Raw genomic sequence first — 22,381 nt, forward strand, 5'->3', positions numbered from 1 at the left:
TCCTCTACACGCGGTCACTAACCTCTATACAAGGTCACTAGGACTGGCTTAAGCGGCGCTTAAACAGTTCACGAAAGACCGGATAAATATCGCCCGCCTCCACAATTTGGCGCATGGCAAAGCGCTCGGGGAACTCTTTCACCACACTTTCGTACTCATGCCACAGTGACTGATGGTCATGGGGCGTGATCTCAACGTAGGCGTAGTATTGCAGCTGCGGCATCAACTGTTTGACCAGTAAGTCGCGGCAAATATTCGAGTCATCATCCCAGTTATCACCATCGGACGCCTGGGCCACATACAGATTCCATTGGCCAACGGGATAGCGCTTTTCGATGATTTTATTCACCAGGTTCAGCGCACTGGAAACAATCGTACCGCCGGTTTCCCGCGAGTAGAAAAACTCCTCTTCACTGACTTCCCGAGCAGCCGTATGGTGGCGCACAAAAACCAACTCGACCTTCTCGTAGTGCTTCTCCAAGAACAGATAGAGCAGCAGGAAAAACCGCTTGGCGATGTCTTTGTGGTTTTGGGTCATCGAGCCGGAGACATCCATGACGCAAAACATCACCGCTTGATTGGAAGGCTGAGGCTGTGCGCTTAGTTGGTGGTAGCGCAGGTCGTAGGTGTCAATAAACGGTACGCCCGCGATGCGCTTCTCCAGGCGCTCAATTTCGGCTTTCAGCTCGGCAATGCGGGTGGGATTACGCAGCACCGTGTCCTTGCGTTCTTCGGCCTCCAGGGCATCAATCGCCTCTCTTAACGCCCGTTTAATCGGTGCGCGCATAGCAATGCGCCGAGCATAGGCTTCGCGCATAGAGCGGGTAATGCTAATCCGCGACGGCACACCGTCCCGGGAGAGCCCCGCCCGCACCATTTTGACCTCTTCAAGCGATTTCAACGGTTTGCGCTGCAAATGGGGCAGCTCTAAACCGTCAAAAACAAACTCCAAAAACTCTTCGCGGCTCAGCGTAAAAGCGAACTCATCGACGCCTTCACCCTGATTAGAGGGGCCGCCCTCGCCTGCGCCACCACCGCCCCCCTGCCCACTGGGGCGGCGGATTTTATCACCGGCGACAAACTCTTTATTACCGGGTGAAACGATATTACGCGCCCCACCCGGGCCATGCTGGAAGACCGGTTCGGAGATATCCTTTGCCGGAATCGAAACGTTCTCACCACGCTCCATATCCGTAATCGAGCGGCGGTTAACGGCCTCTTCAACCGAGCGCTTGATATGCTTACGGTAGCGCTCCAAAAAGCGCTGCCGGTTCACCGCGCTTTTATGTTTCGCGTTCGGCCTTCGATCAATAAAGTAGGTCATACGACCTCCTTAAACGCTCATCTTAAGCACACCATCCATTACTGGGACTTGCGCACGCGCAGATACCACTCGGATAGCAACCGCACCTGTTTTTCGGTGTAGCCGCGATCGACCATCCGCGCCACAAAGTCTTCGTGCTTTTTCTGATCCGAGCGAGAAGCCTTGGCATTGAACGAAATCACCGGCAATAGCTCTTCGGTATTGGCGAACATTTTGTGCTCGATAACGCCCTTGAGCTTTTCATAGGACTGCCAGCTCGGGTTCATACCGTTGTTTTGCGCCCGCGCCCGCAGCACAAAATTGACCACCTCGTGGCGGAAGTCTTTGGGATTCGAGATACCCGCGGGTTTTTCGATTTTCTCCAGCTCTTCGTTGAGCGCCTGGCGGTCTAGCAACTCACCGGTCTCATGATCACGATACTCTTGATCCTGAATCCAGAAATCTGCGTAGGTCACATAGCGGTCAAAGATATTCTGGCCATACTCGCTGTAGGATTCGAGGTAAGCGGTCTGGATCTCCTTACCAATAAAGTCCACGTAACGAGGCGCCATATATTCTTTGATAAAGCCCAAGTAGCGCTCAAACACTTCCGATGGCAGCTGCTCACGCTCCAACGCCTGCTCAAGCACATAAAGTAAATGGACTGGGTTAGCGGCCACCTCGGTGCTGTCGAAGTTAAATACCTTAGAAAGAATCTTGAATGCAAAGCGGGTGGAGAGACCCTGCATACCCTCGTCAACGCCTGCGGCGTCGCGGTACTCCTGAATCGACTTGGCGCGAGGGTCGGTGTCTTTCAGATTCTCACCGTCGTAAACGCGCATTTTCGAGTAAATATTGGAGTTTTCCGGCGCTTTTAGCCGTGACAGTACCGAGAACTGGGCCAGCATGCGCAGCGTGTCCGGTGCGCAGGGCGCGGCGTTAAGCGAGGAGTCTTCGAGCAGTTTTTGATAGATCTTGATCTCTTCGGTAACCCGCAAACAATAAGGCACCTTGACGATATAAACCCGGTCAAGGAACGCTTCGTTATTGCGGTTATTGCGAAACGCCTGCCATTCCGACTCGTTGGAGTGGGCCAGGATCACGCCATCAAAGGGAATCGCCCCCATGCCTTCGGTGGGGTTGTAATTACCCTCTTGCGTCGCGGTAAGCAGTGGATGCAGCACCTTGATCGGCGCTTTGAACATCTCCACAAACTCCATCAGCCCCTGGTTAGCACGGCATAAACCGCCGGAGAAGCTGTAGGCATCCGGATCATCCTGGGAGTAAAGCTCCAATTGGCGAATATCGACTTTACCCACCAGCGACGAGATATCCTGGTTGTTCTCATCCCCTGGCTCGGTTTTGGAAATAGCGATCTGGTTAAGCCGTGATGGGTACAAACGCACTACCCGGAACTGGGAGATATCGCCGCCGTACTCATTCAGCCGTTTTGCCGCCCAGGGCGACATTACGCTGCGCAAATAGCGCTGTGGGATACCGTACTCTTTCTCGAGCAGTTCGCCGTCCTCTTCGGGTGAGAACAAGCCAAGCGGCGACTCGTAGACCGGCGAGCCTTTAATGGCATAGAACGGAATCCGCTCCATCAGCAGCTTAAGACGCTCTGCCAGCGACGACTTACCGCCGCCCACAGGGCCAAGCAGATAGAGAATCTGTTTGCGCTCTTCAAGCCCTTGAGCCGCATGGCGGAAGTAGGAGACGATTTGCTCAATGGCCTCCTCCATACCGTGAAACTCGGCAAAGGCTGGATAGCGACGAATCACTTTATTGGAAAAAATACGTGATAGACGCGGGTCTTTCGCCGTGTCGATCACTTCAGGCTCGCCTACGGCTTCCAGCATGCGCTCGGCGGCGCTGGCATAAACCTTCGGATCACGGCGACAAAGCGCCAGGTACTCCTCCAGACTCATGTCCTCTTGCTGAACGCGGGAAAAACGGTCTTGAACGTGATCAAAGATGCTCATGAAACTCTCCTGTGGCCCATCCCCAGGCAGTCACCGTCAAGCCAAATGTTACGCAACGGCGTGCCAAACGAGGTGTCGCTTTTTTAGCGTAGTCAGCATTAGCAAAAAGTGATGACTAAAACCTTCAACGCAGCAGCGATATAGATAAGAGAATTATTCAGACGAATAGTTGCGTTAGTCCAAGCATCTCAAATAAACGCAAAGCGCTAAAGCAGTGATGTCGCTGCTTTAGGCAGCGACATCACTAGGTCAAAAGCGCCCAACAGCGACAAAAAAGAGAGTAACTGACGGCTTTAACGCTCAAGTACCGCGCGAATATCGGCCAATAGACCATCCAGCAATTCAACGGTGGTGTTCCACGCACATACAAAACGCGCGCCACCTGCGCCAATAAAGGTATAGAAGGTCCAGCCTTTAGCTTTCAACGCTTCAATAGCGTGGGGCGGCAATTCAACGAACACGCTATTGGCTTGGGTAGGGAACATTAGCGATACGCCGGGTAGCGCTTGCAGCCCTTCCGATAGGTAGCGCGCCATCTCGTTGGCGTGCTGTGCGTTGGTTAACCAGGCACCACTTTCTAGTAGCCCTAACCACGGCGCTGAGACAAAGCGCATCTTGGAAGCCAACTGCCCTGCCTGCTTGCAGCGGTAGGAAAAGTCTTCGGCTAATTCGCGGTTAAAAAACAGAATCGCTTCGCCAAACGCTAAGCCGTTTTTGGTACCCGAAAAACACAGCGCATCCACTCCCACCTGCCAGGTAATTTCTGCCGGAGTGGCATTTAGGCTGGCGCAAGCGTTGGCAAAGCGGGCGCCGTCCATGTGCAAGCGCAAGTCATGTTTATCGGCAATGGCACGAATCGCCATGAGCTCTTCCCGGGAGTAGAGCGTGCCCACTTCGGTGGCTTGCGTGAGCGATACCACTTTAGGTTTTGGGTAGTGAATATCGCTGCGCTTGGTGACCAGCGCCTCAATGCCTTCCGGCGTCAGCTTGCCATTGGCCCCCGGAGAGGTCAGCAGCTTCGCTCCGTTAGAGAAGAACTCCGGACCGCCGCACTCGTCGGTTTCGATATGCGCAAGCTCGTGGCAAATAACGCTGTGGTAGCTGCGTCCCATTGCAGAGAGTGCCAGGGAGTTGGCGGCGGTGCCGTTGAAAACGAAGAAGACATCGCAGTCGTAGTCAAACATCTCGCGAAAGCGATCCGCGGCACGGGCGGTCCAGAGATCGTTGCCGTAAGCCAAATCATCGCAACGGTTGGCTTCAAGCAGGTATTCCATCGCCTCCGGGCAGATACCGGAGGTGTTATCACTGGCTAAAAAACGCGGGCTACACTCCGAGGTCATGACGACAGTCCTTTTATCTGGCGATCGAACGGCGCGAGCTGGGTGCCACTCGCGCCTTTAATATCTAGCTATTCTTAATAACTAGATTAGTCATTTAGTCTATCGCCATTTATGGGCTAACGTCACCCGCTCAACTCACCTACACAGAACTATCTCGGGACACGTCGGTGGCCGAGGGCAGGTTTCCGCGAGGGCGCTGTGAATCCGTCCATGGACGCTACTTTCGCCATCTGACCGCCATGGATGGCGGAAATGCCGGCATTGTCGGGAACATTATTCCGGCCATGGCGAAAGACCCTCGCTTCAACCTGCCCTCGAACATGGTGAATGGGGATTTATGAAATTTACTCTATCCAGCCTATAGGCTAGCGGCCAATCGAGTGCCCTGCTCAATTGCCCGCTTGGCATCCAGCTCGCTGGCTTCATCCGCGCCGCCGATTATATGTACCACCGCCCGTGCGCGCTCCAACGGCGCCAGCAGATCACGCACTGACTCCTGTCCGGCGCACACCACCACACTATCCACGGCAAGTACTTGGTCAACGCCATCGCGGCGAATATGCAGCCCCTCGTCGTCCATTTTAAGGTATTCGCAGCCGGTGAGAGTTTTCACTCCCCGCTGCTTAAGCGATGCGCGGTGAACCCAACCGGTGGTTTTCCCCAGATACTTGCCAGGCTTGGAAGTTTTACGCTGGAGCATGACAATTTCGCGGGGAACCATGGGCGCTGTCGGCGCTTTTAAACCGCCCCGCTTGCCGACTGCCAAATCAACGCCCCACTCGTCGCACCAGTCGGCAATGTCCAAGGCTGGGTGGCCTTGGTGGGCCAGCAGTTCGGACACATCAAAACCAATACCTCCCGCGCCAATCACCGCTACTTTACGCCCAACACGCTCGGGAGATTCAATCGCTTCGGCGTAGCTCAACACCTTGCCGTGGTCGTGACCTGGAAGATTGAGTTCCCGGGGCTTAACGCCGGTGGCCATGACCACCTCATCGAAATCGGCGAGGGTTTCTGCGCTTGCCGTAGTGTTTAGACGTACTTCTACCGCATATTTCTCCAGCATCACCCGGTAGTAGCGCAGGGTTTCGTTAAACTCCTCTTTGCCAGGAATCTTACGCGCGTAGTTAAACTGCCCGCCCAGCTCACTGCGCTGTTCGAACAGCACCACGCTATGGCCGCGGCTAGCGGCTGTCACGGCCGTTGCCAGGCCCGCTGGCCCACCGCCCACCACTGCAACGCGTTTAGGGGTTTGCGCGGGCTCTATCAAAAGCTCGGTTTCATGACAGGCACGGGGGTTAACTAGGCATGAGGTCAGCTTTCCGGCAAAGGTGTGATCCAGGCAGGCTTGGTTACAGGCGATACAGGTATTGATCTCTTCCGCCAGGCCCTCTTCGGCTTTGCGTACCCAGGCGGGATCTGCCAGGAAAGGCCGCGCCATGGAGACCATATCCGCGTGGCCCGCCGCCAGTACGCGCTCGGCTACCTCAGGCATATTGATACGGTTGGTGGTAATCAACGGAATCGATAGTGCTGATTTGATCCGCCGGGTCACCTCGGTAAAGGCAGCGCGGGGCACGCTGGTTACAATGGTGGGCACCCGCGCTTCGTGCCAACCGATACCGGTGTTGATCACGTTCGCCCCGGCGGCTTCGATCGCCTGGCCCAGCGTGACGACCTCTTCCCAGGTGCTGCCCTCTTCGACCAAATCAATCATCGAGAGGCGGAAGATAATCACAAATCGTTCACCCACCGCTTCGCGAACACGGCGCACGATCTCAACGGCAAAACGCATCCGGTTTTCAAACGCCCCGCCCCACTCATCGTCACGCTGGTTGGTACGCTGGCAGATAAACTGATTGATCAGATAACCTTCTGACCCCATGATCTCAACGCCATCGTAGCCCGCCTGTTTGGCTAAGCTTGCGCAGCGAACGTAGTCAGCAATTTGTTGCTCAACCTCATCGCTAGAAAGTGCTCTAGGCATAAAGGGATTGATCGGCGCCTGGATAGCCGAAGGTGCTACCAAATCCGGCGAGTAGGCGTAGCGCCCGGCATGAAGAATCTGCATGCACAGATGACCGCCCTCAGCATGCACCGCGTCTGCCACCTGGCGGTGTTCTGGCAACTGCGCCTCATCAACGAGCGCGTGGGCGCCCTGGAATACGGCGCCTTCCGCATTAGGGGCAATACCGCCGGTGACGATCAGGCTAACCCCCTCCCGCGCACGCTCGGCATAAAATGCCGCTAAGCGTTCAAAGCCATTGGGCGCCTCTTCCAAATTGGTATGCATAGAGCCCATCAAAACGCGATTGGGCAACGTTAAATAGCCAATGGTCAGCGGGCGGAAAAGGTGCGGATAGGCGGGCGCACGGGTCATCACGGTACTCCTTGGTATTATTAGTAACAGTGTTAAAACGCATTCAAACAAGCGTATGACATACTCGCCGCAACGTACAGACCTTTACCTATCTGAATATTGCCAGGTTTGCCGTTCTCCTCCCCCTTGCCCAGCGTGCAAATTCGCGTCACATTACCCGGCTAACGATAAGGAACCGTTGCTATGCCCTTGATGTATTTTTTGCCGCCACTCGCCACCGTGCTTATCTGGTCGGGCAATATGACCATTAATCAGCTTAGCGTAGGCGCCATCGCGCCAAGCAGTATCGCTTTTTTACGCTGGCTGCTTGCCCTTGCGGTGATGACCCCGTTTGTACTCCCCGCAGCGTTACGCCACCGCGACGAAATTCGCCGCCAGTGGCCCAAGCTAGCGCTGCTTGGACTACTCGGCATGGGCCTATGGCAAGGGCTGGCCTATGTGGCGGCAGAAACGACGACCGCTACCAACATGGGGATTCTCGCCGCCATGGTGCCGTTGTTAACGGTACTGCTGAGCGCGCTGATTCTTCGCGAGCCGCCGACCCTGGGTGGCATCGTGGGCGGCGTGCTGGCCTTCGTGGGGGTTACCGTTCTGCTAGGGCGTGGTAATCCGCTCTCGCTGCTACAGCTAGAGGTTGCCCTTGGTGATGCGCTGATGGTGGTAGCAGCCACTTGCTACGCGCTATATGGGGTGATGCTCAAACGCTGGTCGATGAATTTACCGCCCTGGGTGATGCTTTACGCCCAAGTCTGTTTTGCGGTGCTGTTCTTGTTACCGCCTTATTTGATGGGGCCAATGACACCTATTGATAGTCAGAATATCGGCCTGATTGTCTACGCGGGCATTCCTGCCTCGATCATCACCACCTTTTTGTGGATGCGCGCAGTTCGCCAGATCGGTGCCAATCAATCAAGTATTTTCATCAACCTAATGCCACTGTTTAGCGCACTGATTGCGATGGCCTTCTTGGGTGAACAAGTGGCAGGGTTCCACTTTACCGGTGGGCTGCTGATTCTGGCGGGTGTCATCATGGCGCAAACGCTGACACGCCCGTTAGCACGTGGTTTAACCTCGGATAAGCCGAGCAGCGCCCGATAATGCTAGAATGGCCGTCGATTTCTAACGCTGGGAAGCCCTGATATGTCCCTGGAAGAACTGCATCTTAATCTGCGCAACCTAATGAGCGATGACTACGATCAGCTCAAGGCATTGATGGACGCCGTCTATCACGATATCGGCGGGTCATGGCCGAAGCACACCATCGACAAATTAATTCAGGAATTCCCCGACGGCCAAATCGCCATTGAAGACGATGGCCTTCTGGTGGGCGTAGCACTCACCGTTCAGGTGGATTACGACGAATTTTCCAACCCGCATAAGTACGATGACCTGATTGGCCATCGCGAGATCATCCTCAATGACGAGGATGGCGACGCCATGTACGGGCTGGATGTGCTGATTCACCCAGATTACCGCGGTTATCGCCTGGGCCGCCGCCTTTACGAAGCGCGTAAAGAGCTATGTCGCTCAATGAACCTACGGGCGATTTTAGCCGGTGGGCGTATTCCTGAGTATCACCAGCACGCCGATGAACTCACGCCTGCCCAATACATCGATAAAGTCTCGCGCAAAGAGATCTACGACCCGATTCTCTCTTTCCAGCAGGCCAACGATTTTCAGGTAAAGCGCCTACTGCGCAAATACCTGCCTGAAGATGAGCAGTCTCGCGGTTACGCCACCCTGTTGGAGTGGAACAACATTTTGTTTGAGCCCGCTGCCAGTGTGCTCGACAACAAACCGACCCAAGTACGGGTGGGTGCGGTGCAGTGGCAGATGCGTGAGTTTTCATCGGTGGAAGCCGCGCTTCAGCAGATCGAGTACTTCGTAGACGCGCTCTCCGACTATCAAAGTGACTTTGCCGTTTTCCCTGAGCTATTCAACGCGCCGTTGATGGGCCTCCAAGACCGCGCCGCCCAGCAGGATCAAATGGGCGCGATTCGCTTTTTGGCCGGTTTCACCGAACGCTTTAAGTCTGAACTGTCGCGGATGGCGGTCTCTTACAATATCAATATTGTCGGCGGCTCGATGATTGAAGTGGGTGACGATGACCGACTCTACAACATCGCCTACCTCTTCCATCGTGACGGCACCGTTGAGCGCCAGGCCAAGCTGCATATTACGCCTCAAGAGCGTCGCGACTGGGTGATCGAGGGCGGCGATGAGCTACAGGTGTTCGATACCGACGCTGGCCGCGTGGGCATCCTGATCTGCTACGACGTGGAGTTTCCGGAACTGGGCCGACTGCTGGCCGACCAGGATATGGACATTCTGTTTGTGCCCTTCTGGACCGACACCAAAAACGGTTACCTGCGCGTGCGCCATTGCAGTCAAGCGCGGGCGATCGAAAATGAGTGCTACGTGGTGCTCTGCGGCAGCGTCGGCAACCTGCCTTCGATTGAAAACCTGGATATCCAGTACGCCCAATCAGCGGTGTTCTCGCCGTCTGACTTCGCGTTTCCCCACGATGCAGTGCTGGCGGAAACCACACCCAATACCGAGATGATCTTCTTCTCGGACTTGGATCTCACTCGCCTAACGGTGGTACGTGCCGAGGGTTCGGTGACCAACCTTAAAGACCGCCGCAAGGATCTGTTTGACCTACGCTGGCGCGACTGGTCGTGGAAATCGGGTGCTAATTTGGAGGATTGAATGGTGAATGGTGAATGGTGAATGGTGAATGGTGAATCGCGAATGGTGAATCGCGAGAAGGCTCACCAACGCAATTCATAAATACAACCACGCCGCCCAAATTGGGCGGCGTGGTTGTGTTCGCGTCAGATTCCGCTAATGTCATTGCGAACGCACCCTCACATGTCATTGCGAGCGAAGCGAAGCAATCTCGGGGTTATGGCCACATCTGCCTAGATTGCTTCGTCGCAAGCTCCTCGCAATGACAGCAGCTTAATCAGGCCAGACGAGGTGCGCGGGCACTCGGCCTTTGGCATCAAACAACACCCCTTCATCGCGTAGCTTACGATGCTGGCGTTCGGCGCCACCGTGATCGGCAAGCTTCAAAGACGATGCGATCACGCGATGCCAAGGCAACTGGTGGCCATCCGGCAGGTGGCGCATTGCCGAACCTACCATGCGTGGGGTAGCACCTTCGGTCATGGCGGCAATGCGGCCATAGGTCGTCACCCGGCCCGGCGGAATTTGATCGACAATAGTGTAAATCTGTTCGAGTAATTCCGGCCGAGCCATGTGACTATCCTTTTATTTCTTGAGGGCACTTCTGAATGTGCTTAAAGCCCCTCAACCAGTTGATCGATCGCTTGGAAAGCTTCTTTTATTGCAGCTTCGCGCTGCTGCTCACCCAAATTCAGCCCTTCAGCATAGACCACGTCAACCTCTTTAATTCCCATCAGCCCCAGCATGGCTTTCAGGTGTGGTGTTTGGCTGTCAAATTCCGTACCCGCGTACTGACCACCCCGCGCTGCCAGAATAATCGCTCGCTTGCCTTCTACCAACCCTTGCGGGCCGTTTTCGGTATAGCGGAACGTTTCACCGGCACGCAGAACACGGTCAAACCACGCCTTCAGCTGTGAAGGAATACCCAGGTTGTACATCGGTACCGCAATGACCAGCACATCATTGGTGCGCAGCTCAGTCAGCAGTTCGTCCGAGCGCGCGGCTAACGCCTGCTGCTCAGCGGTACGCTCTGCGGCCGCCACCTGCCAAGCCCCCAGTTCGCTAATATCCAGGTGAGGGAGCGAGGTTTTCACCACGTCACGCTGAGTAACGTTTACATCGTTGCGGGCGCTCGCCTGCTCGATAAAGCGATTAGCCAACGCAATGGATTGGCCGTTTTCAGCCAGAATAGAAGAGGTAATTACCAGGGCACGAGTCGTCATTGAAAGCTCCAAAATGTACACGGAAGGATTGGAAGCTATTCTACGGCGCTTTCTAATAAGCAAAAGCGCAACGTTTTCCGACTTATATTCGATTAAATCGAATCATGCGACGGCCAATAAAATAAAAAGCCCCGCGACGCAAAATGCGAAGCGGGGCACAGCCAGTGGATTAGATGACTATAGCTCGTTTTCTTAAGCTTGATTACTTCTTGGGCCAGGCCTTGGGATCGACTTTATTAACCAGCTTGGGAAAAAGGCTGGGATCAAACACAGGCTCTTTGCCCGCTTTCAACTGCGCTTCGTAGTCGCGGAAGAGTGCGAAAGCTACTGGCGAGAGAAGCAGAATAGCGACCAGGTTAATAATAGCCATCATACCCATAGAGAGGTCGGCGAAGTTCCAAATCGCCCCCAGGCTTGCCACCGAACCAATCATAATCATCGCCAGCACCGCTAAGCGGTAAATAAACACGGCAACCGGGGCGCGGCGCCCGGCCAGGTACTCAATGTTTGACTCGCCGTAGGAGTAGTTGGCAATCACCGAGGTAAACGCAAACAGCAGAATCGCCACCGCGATAAACATACCACCCCAATCGCCCACATGGCTGGAAAGCGCCATTTGGGTCAACTGAATGCCGTTGTTCTCATCGCCCGCCATCAGCTCCGGCCCCGCCATAATGATGATCGCCGCCGTGGCCGTACAGATCACTAGGGTATCCAGAAACACCCCGAGCATCTGAATAAAGCCCTGGGCAGCAGGATGATCTGGCCGCGTAGAGGCCGTGGCCGCGGCATTGGGCGCTGAGCCCATCCCCGCTTCATTGGAAAACAGCCCGCGCTGAATGCCGTTCATAATCGCCTGGGATACCGCGTAGCCTACTGCCCCACCGGCCGCCTGCTCAAAGCCAAATGCACTGCGCACAATGGTCATGATCGCTGCGGGCAAGTCACTGATATTCAACCCGACTACCACCAGCGCCAGAATTAAGTAGAGCAGCGCCATAAGCGGAACCACCAGTTCAGCCACCTTGGCAATCGACTTCAAACCGCCGAAGATGATCGGCGCCACAACAGCCATCAAAACTAACCCCATGGCCCAGGTGGGAATGGCGAACGCCTGTTCCATGGCCTGGGCGATAGAGTTGGCCTGAACGCTGTTGAACGCTAACCCAAAGGCAATGATCAAACAGATAGAGAACAGCACAGCCAGCCAGCGCAAGCCCAAACCACGCTCAATATAACGCGCAGGGCCGCCACGGAAGGTGTTGTCGCCGTGGTCTGTTTTGTACGCCTGAGCCAGGGTGGACTCCACAAAACTGGTCGCCATCCCAACCATTGCGGTCATCCACATCCAGAAAATGGCCCCAGGGCCACCAAAATAAATAGCCACCGCGACACCCGCCAGGTTACCGGTACCGACTCGGGCCGCCAGACTGGTTGAGAGCGCTTGAAACGAAGAGATACCGCCGTTTGATTGTCGGGAGCTGCCCAGCAGCTTAAACATATGGCCGAAATAGCGCAGCTGAATACCGCGTGTCATCACAGTAAAATAGAGACCCGCGCCAATCAGCAGATAAATCAGCACGCTGCCCCAGAGCAAGCCGTTGCCGCGATCCACCAGCGATGTCAGCAACGGAGGGAGAGTAAAGTCCATGAAGATCACGCCTTTTTAAACAATGAAAGCGCATCATTTTTCACGGCTGCACCAAAATGGCAAGGAAATTGGTGAAAAGACTTTAAAACAGCAATAACCACTTATCACATTGAATCGCAAAGCCCCCGCCATACCAGCTCGGATTCGTCGCTAACGTGGCGCCGGCTAGGGCGAACCAACCAGAAGCGCTCATCGCTGGGCACACTGAGCTCAAAAGGCGCCACCAAATCGCTACGCTGCTCCATTAAGCGTCGGTGAGTTAACGCAACGCCACCGCCCTGGCTAGCAAGCGCCAGTGTCATCACCTGGTTATCGCAAGTGAGCGACCAGCACTGCGCTTCCAGGTGAGCAACCCCCGCTTCCTGCAGCCACCCCGGCCACCCCACCCCAAAACCGACAGCGTGCAGCAGCGTATGCCCAGCCAGATCGCTCGGCGCAGTAAGCGTGTCCGCTAACGCCTGCGAGCAAACGGGCAGCAGTTGCTCTTCGCCTAGCGGCTGCATTTCAACGCCCGTCCACTCCCCTTTGCCATAGCGAATCTCGATATCCGCCCCTTCGGGGCCAAAGTCATCGGGCCAGATAGCACTTACTACACGAATCGACACCTGGGGATGAGCCCGGTGGAAGGCAATTAAACGCGGCGCCAGCCACGACTGCTGAATAACCGGCGTGGCACGCAGCGTCACTGGCTGCTCAGAGGTGCTGCCAAAGACCTCCAGGGTGCCCTCACTAATACGCACAAACGCATCGTGAATGCTGGGCAGCCACGCCTGCCCAGCGGGGGTAAGCGTTAAGCTGCGTGCATGACGAACAAAGAGCTTTTGCCCCACCCGGTCTTCCAGCAGCCTGACGCGCTGGCTGATGGCCGCTTGGGTAACCCCAAGCTCATTGCCTGCAGCGGTAAAGCTTAAGGTACGCGCCGCAGATTCAAAGGCTTGTAGCCATAACAATGGCGGTAATTGGCTCATGAAAAAGAGACCTATAAATTAAATGATGTCTTAGGGGTCAGATTAATCGTTTGTCACTGCTGCGGCTACTCCGCATCCTGGTTGGCACAAACGCACACCCCTACGTAATGCCACAGAGGGAGCGAATCGGAGTTTTAATGAACAGCACAGCAGAGACCACCTTAACGCCCCCCCATGCAAACACCCCTGAGATGGGCGAATTAAGTCCTTATCAAGCGGGCCCGGTACTCACTCAAGCGACGCTTGCCCACAATGGCATTGCCCTTGAGTGGCTAGATGGTCAAAAAACCACTCTGCCCCTGCTCTGGCTGCGCGACCACTGCGCCTGCCCGGCCTGCCGGCATCCGCAGACCCGGGAAAGGCTCTACCTGCCGCTTGAACCCATCACTGAGCCACCCAGCGTTGCTCTGCTAGATGGGCACTTACACCTGCAATGGCAAGATGGTCATGTCAGTGCCTTTCATAGCGGCTGGCTTTACCAGCGCCGCCCGGAAGCCGAGCTGACTTCTGCGGTACCCAACGCTAAGCCTTGGGTCGATAACTTCACTCCCGAGCACATCAGCCATAGCGATTTTTTAACCCCTCTAGGCGAGAAAGCCTGGCTAACCGCCATGCTACGCGACGGGCTGGCACTAATTACCGACGGCCCATTGGTAGAAGAGGAAGTAAGCCGCTTAGCTGAACGTATTGGCCCCCTGCGCGCCACCAACTTTGGCGCCCGCTTTGATGTGCGCTCCAAACCCAATCCCAACAACGCGGCTTATACCGCGGTAGGGTTGCCATTGCATATCGATTTACCCAACTGGCGCCAACCGCCAGACATTCAGTTGCTCTACTGCCTGCAAAACGGTGCCAGCGGCGGCGAATCGTTATTTGCTGATGGCGCTCGGGTCGTAGAAGCGCTGCGCCAGGAGTCTCCAGAAGCGCTGACGATTCTTAGCGAAACACCGATTGATTTTCGCTTTCAGGATGAAACCCACGATATTTCAATGCGGGCACCGGTGATCACTCTGGATAGCGCAGGCAACCTGGTTGAGATGCGCCTGAATAACTGGATTCGCGATGCCCTTCACCTACCAGTAGAGCAGATGGACGCCTGGTACAGCGCCTACGCTCTATTGTGGAAGCTGTTCCACAGCGAAGCACACCAGCTAGAGTTCACCCTTCGCCCTGGTCAAATGGTCGCTTTTGATAATCGTCGCGTACTCCACGGACGGCGCGAGTTCGACCCTAACAGCGGCGCACGCCATTTACAGGGCACCTATTTAGACCGCGACATGCTGGCTTCACGCCTCCGCGTGCTGGCCCGTAACGTTTAGCGGTATTCAATAATCACTGTTTAACAACAACACCTATCAGACAAAAACCTAGCAAGGAGATCCTATGACACACCTCAAGCCTCTCGCCTCAGGCATTGCCCTCGCCACTACCGCGCTATTTGCCTCGGCTGCTCACGCCGACGACCAAACCCTCGATTTCGGTGTGCCCGCCTGGCCCGGCATTACAGTAAAAACGGCTATCGCCGAACAGCTATTAAACCCACTCGGCTACGAAACCAGCACCCAGGAAATCGGCCTACAGGTGATTTACCAGGGTATCGAAAGCGGCGATATCGACGCCTTTCTAGGGGCTTGGCTGCCCGCCCAGCGTGAGATGTTCAATCCCCGCAAGGAGTCGGGTGTACTGATTGACGTGGCGAATAACGTCGATGGTGCGCAAATGACCCTGGCGGTGCCGGAATATCTGTATGAGAGTGGCATTCAGAGCTTTGCTGATCTAGACGAAAATCGCGAGCAGTTCGAGGGTGAAATCTATGGCTTCGGCGCAGGCTCTGCTGCCAGTGAGATTCTTCACAACGCCATTGACAACGACACCTGGGGTCTAGGTGACTGGCAGGTCGTCGATACCAGTGAAGTGGGCATGCTTTCCGCTGCACGTGACGCCATCTCCCGTGAGGAACCGATTGTCTGGGTAGGCTGGACGCCCCACTGGATGAACCTTGAGCTGCCCATGCGCTACCTGGAAGATCCTGAAGACCTGTTCGGTGAGAACAACGGTGAAAGCGATGTGTTGACGCTGCTGCGCAGTGACTACGCTGAAGCCACCCCTAACGTAGTGACCTTCTTTGAGCAGTTTACCTTTTCGGCTGAAGAGCAGAGCTGGATGATTCAGGCGTTTGGCCAGGAAGAGCAGGATCTTACCGACGTCGCCGAACAGTGGATCAACGACCACCCAGAACGCATTGAAGCAATGTTGGCAGACGTCACCACCACTGATGGCGATCCTGCTTGGCCGGTCATTGAAGCCCAGCTCAACAACTAAGAAACCGCTGATTAACGACTGCGCTTAATGGAAAAGCGCCTTCATCCCATTGGATGGCTAGCGTATGCTAGCGCTTTTTTAGCCGATGGGAGTGGGCATGTCGCGGACATTGGGTAAGGGCGTAGGCCTGCTGGTAGTCGTCGTGCTGCTGGGCGTCATGTGGCAGGTACTGCAGCGCTACGACCTACTCACCCAGGCGCGCCTTAGCGAGTTTATCGCTTACATTCGCCAGTGGCGTACCGCGCCCTGGATGTTTGCTGCGGTAATGGCCACTTATGCCAGCGCCTTGCTGGTGATGTTTCCACTTAGCCTACTGGTGGTGGTGACTGGCTTACTGTTTGGCCCGATATGGGGGCTGGTGTACGCCACGCTAGGCACATTGACCTCCTCGATTGTGTCTTACTGGGTAGGCCACTGGTTAGGCCGTGAGGCGCTTATGCGTTATGGCGGGCGTCATCTGCGCGGCCTATCGGGTTACTTATCCAAACGCGGCATTCGCACCATGACGGTGATTAACCTGCTGCCACTCGCCCCGTTCACGCTCACCAATATGCTGGCGGGCGCTTTTCACCTTAAGTTTCGCGACTATATGATCGGCTCCACCCTGGGCATCGTACCGGGGCTGGCAGCGGTGATTTTATTGGGCAGCCAGCTAGGCGCACTGTTCACCGCGGCCTCGACCAAAGAAATTATCTTAGCAACTGTCGGACTAGCGGCCGGCGTGGGCCTGTTAATAGGCCTTAAACGCTATGCTAACCGGCGCCAAGCGGCAAAAAAACAGCCTCACCGCGAAGGCGAGTGATATTTGGCCAGCACTTCGGCGTAAAAGCCCGCCACCGCTGAGGCAAAGTTGGCAATATCAAACTCCTCAGCAAAGTGGCTGGCCTGCTTACCCAACTCCCGGCGTCGCTCAGCGTTATCTTTTAACTCAACCACCCTTTGCCCCCAGGCCTGACGATTTTGCGGTGTTTTGAACCCATTGACCCCTTGGCGCACCACATCATCGATACCGCTGGAGCGCACCGCCACGACGGGCAACCCCGCCGACATTGCTTCAAGAATCACCATGCCCTGGGTTTCTGAGGTCGAAGCAAATACAAATATATCGCCTAGATGGTAATAAAGCGCCATGCGCTCCGGCGGCACCGCACCGACCAGGGTGACCTGCGAGGTCAGTTTCAAAGTATCGATTTGGTTTTGAATCGCCTCCCGGTCTGGCCCATCACCAATCAGTAGCAGATGAAGATCATCATGCCCCTGTGACTGAAGTTCGGCGAGGGCCTCCAGCATAAAGCCAATGTTTTTCTCCTTACTAATCCGCGAGACGCTGATCAATATTTTACTTGCAGGGTCGATAGTTAATTGCTCGCGCAGCGCTTCCAACTCACTCTCCTCAACGTGAGAAAAGCGTGCCACATCAATGCCTGTGGGCTGCACCAGCGAAGGTGTTTTCACTCCAATCATGCGCAGATACTCCTCGGCGGAGTAAGTCGGCACAATCACTCCTTGGCAGCGATTAGAAAAGCGCTTAATCAGGGTATGGGAAATCAAATTACGAAACAGCGCACCGGGCAGCGGCACGAAGTGGGCATAGTGCTCCAGGCGGGTGTGATAGGTGTAGATCACTGGCACCTTGAGCCGACGCCCCATAAACAGGCCCATGGAGCCGAGCCAAAAGGGATGATGAACGTGAATAACATCCGGCTTAAACCCACGCAGGCAGCGGCGGAAACGCGCACTGAACGGATTGGTTAACCGGAACTCACCCTTCTGCCCAAATGCCATTAGCGTGGGGATGCGTTTTATTGAACTGTCGTCCTGCCACGTTTCTCGGTAGCGCGGCACTAACAGTTGGATGGTGTGGCCTAGATCGCATAAGCCATTGCGCAGGCGATCCACCGAGACCGATACCCCCGATACAAAAGGAAAGTAGTTATTAGAGATCATCGCTACGCGCAGAGATTTACCCAGGAAAGGCGTTGGGTCGATATCAAAATCAGGATAGTAGTCGCGATCTTCGAAAATTAGCCGATATAAGCGCAGTGCGAGCAGCGTCAACATACCCACAATCAGCAAAAACCGCGTATAGCTAACGTAGAAAAATGCATACACCGTGGAAGCCACACTACTCACCATCCGCCACCAGCCAGGGCTATCCACATTTAACCGCACCGGCGCAATAGCGACATTCTCACCCTCTACATTGACGATGACGTAGTGGTGAAAGCTGCTATCGGCATCGATGAGGATGCCTCCCGCGCCTCCGGTGGTCACGTAATCCACGCCATTAATCGTCTGCTGGGAAAAGAGCGTTAAGTTGGCGGAAAATACGGTGTCAACGTCATGTTCCTCTGCCAGCGCCATAATGCCATCGGCTAAGCGAGAATCATTGAGATAATTGTCCGCTTCAAACAGCGGCGCGTCGCTCACTACGTTGTGCAGCGGCAAACCAACAAATAGAAACCGATGCTGTGTTTCTGAGGCCGTAAGCTCACGCTCCAACCAATCAAGCTGCCAGGAGGTAGAGGACTTGCCGGTACCGTCAAGAAAGATAAAGTGGCTATTGCCCGCTACAAACGAGTAAAAGTGCGGCCCAAAATATTCGTAAAACAGATAGCTACCGAAATCGCTATCTTCATTTTCACCGTAGGTGAGTAAGTAAGGGACATTGAGCTGCTCCAGACTCCGATAAATCGCCTGATAGCTCTCCTGCTGCCCACTATTGACGGCATTCCCAGCGGAAATCAGGAAGTCGATGCCGCTCTGATTGATGAGCGGCACAATCTCCTTTTGAAACACGCTCACCGAGTTATTGATATTGCCCACCACCGCAAAGCGATAGTCGGTTCGCTCCTTCAACACCTCGCGAATATTCGCCACCTCAAGGGTATGCACCGACTCAAATTTGGGTTCTGCTACATACAACCAAATTTGGTGAGCAATTAGCCCAGTCACCAGAGCAAGATTAAGAAAAAAGAACAGCCGCAACCTGCGCTGTCGGGAAAGGCGAAGAAAGGAGCGTCGTGGCATTTAAAAGCGCTTTTTCAAAGATAATATGAGGTTATTAACCACTATACAGCAACGCTGAGTCGAGGTGGCGCGCCAAGCTAGCGCGCTTCACACCCGTTTAGGGTGGCCAGTAATCGACGTGGCCCAGCCTGATTGCGGTGTTCTCCCAGCCATATGCCCTGCCAGGTACCTAAAGCCAGGCGTCCATCGCGCACCGCCAGAGTTAGCTGTGTACCCAGCAGGCTGGCGGCTACATGGGCGGGCATATCATCAGGCCCTTCCAGGGTGTGGCGGAAATAGGGTAAATCTTCGGGCACCAGTCGACGCAGAAAAGCATCTAAATCGTGGCGCACATCCGGATCAGTGTTCTCATTGAGCGTTAACGAGGCAGAAGTGTGCATCAGCTGTAAATGCAGCATGCCAGCTTGGCAGTCACTTAAACAAGGCAGTGCGCGGGCCACATCATCCGTAATCAAATGAAAGCCGCGCGCCATTTCGGGCAAATGAATCTCTTGTTGGCACCACATACACACTCCTTTATTTGTTATGTACTCCATCACCGCCTTCTCCTGCTGTATGGCAAAATAGCAACAGATAGCACTAACCATAGTCGATCACCCGCGAATCATCGCCAAGGAGCGCGTTAATGAAAACCCTGCTAGGAAGCAGCATCGTTAGTATGACCCTACTCACCGGCTGCACTGGCATTCCGGATGGCACGCAGCCAGTAGCAGACTTTGAGCTAGACCGCTACCTGGGTCAGTGGTTCGAAATTGCCCGCCTGGATCACTCCTTTGAACGCGGTCTTGATTGCGTGACCGCTACTTACAGCCTGCGCGATGATGGCGGTGTTCGAGTAATCAACCGTGGTTACAACCTTGAAGAGCAAGAGTGGGATGAGGCTGAAGGCCGCGCCTACTTTATTGACGATGAAAGCGTTGGGCGCTTAAAGGTAAGCTTCTTTGGCCCCTTTTACGGCGGCTATAACGTCCTTGAGCTGGATGAGGAGTACCAATGGGCGTTGGTGGCAGGCCCTAACCGCGACTACCTGTGGATACTTTCACGCACAGAGGAAATGGATAGTGCGACAGAAGGACGCCTGCGTCAGCGGGCAGCCGAGCTGGATTTCGCTACTGAAGAGCTGATTGATGTTATCCAAGGCGAGGCTTGCCCTAGCCGATAAGTAGCTTCTGATTAGTTCCCTTCCGGCAATCTCGGCACTCGCCCCGCTATCTCACGCTGAACAGAGTCAATAAAAGCGCGCAGCCGGGCGGGCACATGGCGGCGTTGCTCAAACACCGCATAAAAATCTGCCCGCACCCCCTGCCAGCCTGGCAACAGCGCTACCAATGCGCCACTGGCAAGGTGCTCGTTAACGTCCCACCAGGAGCGCAGCATGACACCGTGGCCGTCCAAGGCCAGGCGGGTAATGACCTCGCCATCGTTGCTGGCTAATCGACCGCTGACCTTTATCGACTGTGTCTGCCCAGGCAGTCCTTTTGCAGACTGAGCGACTTGTTCAAAGCGCCAGAGGGGGAAATCACTGTCATTCTCGCGAATCACCAAACAAGCGTGCTGCTGTAAATCTGCCGGTACTTGCAAAGACGGTGCCTGGGCAATGTAAGCAGGCGACGCGCAGAGCACCCGCCGATTGGCCAGAATACGCCGGGCGACCAAGCGCGACTCCGGTGGCTCGCCCACGCGAATACCAATATCAAAGCCGTGATCGCTCAAATTAAGCGGAAAATTGGTTAACTCCAACCACCCTTCCACCTCGGGGTGATCGGCACAAAAGCGTGACAGCAGTGGCGCAATATGGCGGCGCCCAAAGCCAAAAGTGGCGTTTACCCGCAAACGTCCGCTAAGCGCCTGATCGACCCCCTCACCCAGTGAATTTTCCAACTCATCCAACTCATCTAAAATCAGCGCGCCACGGGCCAAGTAGCGCTCACCCTCTGCGGTCAGCGTCAACCGCCGCGTAGTGCGAGCAGCTAGCTCTACCCCCAGGCGCGCCTCCAATTGTTTTAGCCGCTTGCTTACTGCCGAGAGCGATAGCCCCAGCTCGCGAGCAGTCCCCGTCAGGCTTCCCGCCCGCGCCAAGTGCTGAAAAAACGCCAAATCATCCAGGTGCACCATATCGCTCCTCAGTCATTCTGCACTTTCACGCAACAATAACTTGAATAGTAGCCTGATTATCTCCACCAAAATAGCCGCTACACTCTATTTACTATTCACGACTCACGACTCACGACTCACAAGCATAAAAAGTAACTAACAAGGTAAGGAACCACTATGACCCACCGTATTGCCATTATCGCCGGTGACGGCATCGGCACCGAAGTCATGCCTGAAGGCATCCGCGCCCTTGAAGCGACCGCCAAGCGCTTTAATCTTGATCTTGAGTTCACCACCTTTGAGTTTGGCAGCTGCGACTACTACCTGGAACACGGCAAAATGCTGCCGGATGATTGGTTTGAGCAGTTAAAAGGTTTTGATGCGCTGTTTTATGGCGCGGTGGGCTGGCCCGACAAAGTACCCGACCATATTTCCCTGTGGGGCTCACTGCTGCAATTCCGGCGCCGCTTTGATCAGTACATCAACCTGCGCCCCTGCAAGCTCATGCCCGGCATTAAAAGCCCGCTAGCAGGCCGTAAACCCGGCGATATCGACTTTTACGTGGTGCGTGAGAACACTGAAGGCGAGTACTCCAGCGTTGGTGGCAAAATGTTTGAAGGCACCGACCGTGAAGTGGTCATTCAAGACACGGTCATGACCCGCACCGGCGTAGACCGCGTATTGAAATACGCTTTTGAACTGGCCCAAACTCGCCCGCGTAAAAAGCTCACCTCTGCGACCAAGTCCAACGGCATCTCAATCACTATGCCGTATTGGGATGAACGTGTGGTCGAAATGGCGAAGGGCTACCCTGAAATCGCGGTGGATAAATTTCATATCGATATTCTTACCGCCAACTTCGTTCTCCACCCGGATTGGTTTGATGTCGTCGTGGGCAGCAATCTGTTTGGCGATATTCTTTCTGATCTCGGCCCCGCCTGCACCGGCACGATAGGCATTGCCCCTTCAGCCAACATCAACCCAGAAGGCAACTTTCCGAGCTTGTTCGAGCCAGTACACGGCAGCGCGCCGGATATCGCCGGTAAGGGTATTGCCAACCCTATCGGTCAAATTTGGTCAGGCGCCATGATGCTGGAGCACCTCGGTTACAAAGAAGCCGGTGACGCAATAGTCACGGCCATTGAGGAAGTATTGAGCGAAGGGGATGCCACAGTACTTACCCGCGATGTGGGTGGAGAAGGCACCACTGCAAGCCTAGGCAAGGCGATTGCCAACGCTATTTCGCACTGACACACATATGGCATAAAGATTGGCTGTCTGGTTGAATCCAACCGGGCAGCCAATGTATGTTTTTTAATCGCTTATGTTCTACATTTGTCCTGAGGGTGGAAGAAACATCAGTTTCACTTCGCTCATAACAACATCAACAAACAACCATC

The 22,381-nt window shown here is 54.9% G+C and carries 18 protein-coding genes; 7 read left to right on the forward strand and 11 right to left on the reverse strand.

The genetic code is table 11. From position 1 onward, the window contains the following. Positions 1–37: 37 nt before the first annotated feature. From LMS44_RS15090 to LMS44_RS15105, 4 genes are all read right to left on the reverse strand, one after another. Positions 38–1,324, reverse strand: coding sequence for a YeaH/YhbH family protein (locus LMS44_RS15090; RefSeq protein ID WP_009287655.1), 1,287 nt, complete (start codon positions 1,322–1,324; stop codon positions 38–40). A 38-nt stretch (positions 1,325–1,362) separates the two neighbouring features. Continuing rightward, positions 1,363–3,285, reverse strand: a complete 1,923-nt coding sequence (locus LMS44_RS15095) for a PrkA family serine protein kinase (protein WP_009287654.1) — start codon at positions 3,283–3,285, stop codon at positions 1,363–1,365. A 293-nt stretch (positions 3,286–3,578) separates the two neighbouring features. Beyond that, positions 3,579–4,625 carry a threonine aldolase family protein gene (locus tag LMS44_RS15100; RefSeq protein WP_009287653.1) on the reverse strand — a complete coding sequence of 349 codons (1,047 nt, stop codon included), beginning with the start codon at positions 4,623–4,625 and terminating at the stop codon, positions 3,579–3,581. A gap of 358 nt (positions 4,626–4,983) precedes the next feature. Then, positions 4,984–7,005: an NADPH-dependent 2,4-dienoyl-CoA reductase gene (locus LMS44_RS15105; protein ID WP_498945527.1), complete on the reverse strand. Its 2,022-nt coding sequence runs from the start codon at positions 7,003–7,005 to the stop codon at positions 4,984–4,986. A 183-nt stretch (positions 7,006–7,188) separates the two neighbouring features. Here LMS44_RS15105 and LMS44_RS15110 point away from each other — a divergent pair, with 183 nt between their 5' ends. Together LMS44_RS15110 and LMS44_RS15115 are read left to right on the forward strand one after the other, a co-directional pair. Further along, on the forward strand, positions 7,189–8,103 hold the full coding sequence (locus LMS44_RS15110; protein WP_009287651.1) for a DMT family transporter: 915 nt from the start codon (positions 7,189–7,191) through the stop codon (positions 8,101–8,103). Positions 8,104–8,145: 42 nt separating this feature from the next. Further along, on the forward strand, positions 8,146–9,714 hold the full coding sequence (locus tag LMS44_RS15115) for a bifunctional GNAT family N-acetyltransferase/carbon-nitrogen hydrolase family protein (protein WP_022522713.1): 1,569 nt from the start codon (positions 8,146–8,148) through the stop codon (positions 9,712–9,714). A 252-nt stretch (positions 9,715–9,966) separates the two neighbouring features. Here the strand turns inward: LMS44_RS15115 and LMS44_RS15120 are convergent, their stop codons facing one another. The 4 genes from LMS44_RS15120 to LMS44_RS15135 form a co-directional block, all read right to left on the reverse strand. Continuing rightward, positions 9,967–10,266, reverse strand: coding sequence for an MGMT family protein (locus tag LMS44_RS15120; protein WP_022522712.1), 300 nt, complete (start codon positions 10,264–10,266; stop codon positions 9,967–9,969). A 41-nt stretch (positions 10,267–10,307) separates the two neighbouring features. Further along, a complete protein-coding gene (locus tag LMS44_RS15125; protein WP_022522711.1) occupies positions 10,308–10,916 on the reverse strand; it encodes an FMN-dependent NADH-azoreductase in 609 nt (202 codons plus the stop codon). Between the two features lie 202 nt (positions 10,917–11,118). Then, positions 11,119–12,567, reverse strand: coding sequence for an alanine/glycine:cation symporter family protein (locus tag LMS44_RS15130; protein WP_022522710.1), 1,449 nt, complete (start codon positions 12,565–12,567; stop codon positions 11,119–11,121). A 104-nt stretch (positions 12,568–12,671) separates the two neighbouring features. After that, positions 12,672–13,535 (reverse strand): LysR substrate-binding domain-containing protein, encoded by an 864-nt coding sequence (locus LMS44_RS15135; protein WP_022522709.1) that lies wholly within the window; start codon positions 13,533–13,535, stop codon positions 12,672–12,674. A 137-nt stretch (positions 13,536–13,672) separates the two neighbouring features. Between LMS44_RS15135 and LMS44_RS15140 the strand changes: the two genes are divergently transcribed. From LMS44_RS15140 to LMS44_RS15150, 3 genes are all read left to right on the forward strand, one after another. Further along, positions 13,673–14,854 (forward strand): TauD/TfdA family dioxygenase, encoded by a 1,182-nt coding sequence (locus tag LMS44_RS15140; protein WP_022522708.1) that lies wholly within the window; start codon positions 13,673–13,675, stop codon positions 14,852–14,854. A gap of 64 nt (positions 14,855–14,918) precedes the next feature. Further along, the gene (locus LMS44_RS15145; protein ID WP_278370715.1) at positions 14,919–15,857 is read left to right on the forward strand and encodes an ABC transporter substrate-binding protein; all 939 of its coding nucleotides are present in this window, start codon (positions 14,919–14,921) and stop codon (positions 15,855–15,857) included. A gap of 97 nt (positions 15,858–15,954) precedes the next feature. Continuing rightward, on the forward strand, positions 15,955–16,659 hold the full coding sequence (locus LMS44_RS15150) for a TVP38/TMEM64 family protein (protein WP_201304223.1): 705 nt from the start codon (positions 15,955–15,957) through the stop codon (positions 16,657–16,659). On the opposite strand, the gene LMS44_RS15155 is transcribed toward LMS44_RS15150, so the two are convergent. Together LMS44_RS15155 and LMS44_RS15160 are read right to left on the reverse strand one after the other, a co-directional pair. Then, positions 16,641–18,887: a glycosyltransferase gene (locus LMS44_RS15155; protein WP_498945532.1), complete on the reverse strand. Its 2,247-nt coding sequence runs from the start codon at positions 18,885–18,887 to the stop codon at positions 16,641–16,643. The two genes, LMS44_RS15150 and LMS44_RS15155, sit on opposite strands and share 19 nt — an antisense overlap. 77 nt (positions 18,888–18,964) lie before the next feature. After that, on the reverse strand, positions 18,965–19,393 hold the full coding sequence (locus LMS44_RS15160; RefSeq protein WP_022522705.1) for a secondary thiamine-phosphate synthase enzyme YjbQ: 429 nt from the start codon (positions 19,391–19,393) through the stop codon (positions 18,965–18,967). Between the two features lie 119 nt (positions 19,394–19,512). On the opposite strand from LMS44_RS15160, the gene LMS44_RS15165 reads away from it, so the two are divergent. Beyond that, a complete protein-coding gene (locus tag LMS44_RS15165; RefSeq protein WP_498945534.1) occupies positions 19,513–20,049 on the forward strand; it encodes a lipocalin family protein in 537 nt (178 codons plus the stop codon). An 11-nt stretch (positions 20,050–20,060) separates the two neighbouring features. Here LMS44_RS15165 and LMS44_RS15170 read toward each other — a convergent pair whose 3' ends face one another. Then, positions 20,061–21,002 carry a LysR family transcriptional regulator gene (locus LMS44_RS15170; protein WP_498945536.1) on the reverse strand — a complete coding sequence of 314 codons (942 nt, stop codon included), beginning with the start codon at positions 21,000–21,002 and terminating at the stop codon, positions 20,061–20,063. A 156-nt stretch (positions 21,003–21,158) separates the two neighbouring features. On the opposite strand from LMS44_RS15170, the gene LMS44_RS15175 reads away from it, so the two are divergent. Further along, positions 21,159–22,232 carry a tartrate dehydrogenase gene (locus LMS44_RS15175; protein WP_009287642.1) on the forward strand — a complete coding sequence of 358 codons (1,074 nt, stop codon included), beginning with the start codon at positions 21,159–21,161 and terminating at the stop codon, positions 22,230–22,232. Positions 22,233–22,381: the final 149 nt, after the last annotated feature.

The sequence above is a fragment of the Halomonas profundus genome (genome assembly GCF_020865425.1).
In the GTDB taxonomy this organism is placed as follows: Bacteria; Pseudomonadota; Gammaproteobacteria; order Pseudomonadales; family Halomonadaceae; genus Vreelandella; species Vreelandella titanicae.